At 64.2% G+C, this 950-nt stretch carries 2 protein-coding genes; both read left to right on the plus strand.

Going from position 1 to position 950, the window contains the following annotated elements:
- Positions 1–27 precede the first annotated feature (27 nt).
- Positions 28–417, plus strand: coding sequence for a DUF6152 family protein (locus tag EOB80_RS34205; RefSeq protein ID WP_127332385.1), 390 nt, complete (start codon positions 28–30; stop codon positions 415–417).
- Entirely contained in the window at positions 418–873 is a 456-nt protein-coding gene (locus tag EOB80_RS34210) for a DUF6644 family protein (RefSeq protein WP_127332387.1), read from the plus strand. It abuts the gene before it with no gap.
- The last annotated feature ends 77 nt before the right edge of the window (positions 874–950 follow it).

Genomic DNA, 950 nt, shown 5'->3' on the forward strand with positions numbered 1-950 from the left:
CTGCTGGACGAATCGAGGAGACGAGCGATGCAGTCGCCTTTCAATGGAATCCGCAGCGTCGCGCTTTCGGCGGCCGTGATCCTTGCCGCCGGCACCGCGGCCTATGCCCATCATGGCTGGTCGTGGACGCAGGACGGGTTTTTCGAGCTCAAGGGCAAGATCACGGCCATCTATATCGGCAATCCTCATGCCACGCTGGATGTCGACGCCGAGGGCGAGGCCTGGCGGGTGGAGATGGCGCCGCCGTCCCGCACCATCGCCGCCGGCTTCACGGAGGAGGTGGCCAAGGTCGGCGACGAGGTGACCGCGATCGGCAACCGCTCGGTCGAGGCGAGCGAAAAGCGCATGAAAGCGGTGCGCGTCATCGTCGGCGGCAAGACGTATGATGTCTATCCCGACCGCGTGCCGCCGGCCTAGATGACGGAGTTTTTCGCCGGCATCGAGCACCTTGCCCTGGCGCGGTGGCTGAAGGCTTCCTTCATCGCCTACCCCGTGGTCAATGCGCTCCACATCATGTCGATCGGCGCGCTGCTGACCAGCGTCGTTCTCATGGACCTCAGGATCTGCGGCGCCTTCCGTTCGCTGCCATACGCGGCGTTCGTCGCGCTGCTGCGCCGCACCGCTTTGGCGGCATTCGTGGGTGCGCTCGTCACCGGCTCGCTGCTGTTTTCCGTCAAGGCGAGCACCTATGCGGGGATGCCGATTTTCCTCGCCAAGATGGCACTCATCCTTCTCGCCGGCATCAATTTTTTCGCCTTCCTGCGCTTCGCCAGAGGCGGTGACGAGCCGGCCGGCAGCGCCATCCTGGCTGTGCTCTCGATACTGCTGTGGACTTCGGTGCTGTTCGCCGGACGGTTCATCGGATTTCTTTAGCGCCGCATCTTCCTTCTCCCCCTGTGGGAGAAGGTGTCGCCGAAGGCGACGGATGAGGGGTGTTCCAGGGAACGCCA

It is taken from the genome of Mesorhizobium sp. M7A.F.Ca.MR.245.00.0.0 (assembly GCF_003997415.1).
Classification (GTDB): domain Bacteria; phylum Pseudomonadota; class Alphaproteobacteria; order Rhizobiales; family Rhizobiaceae; genus Mesorhizobium.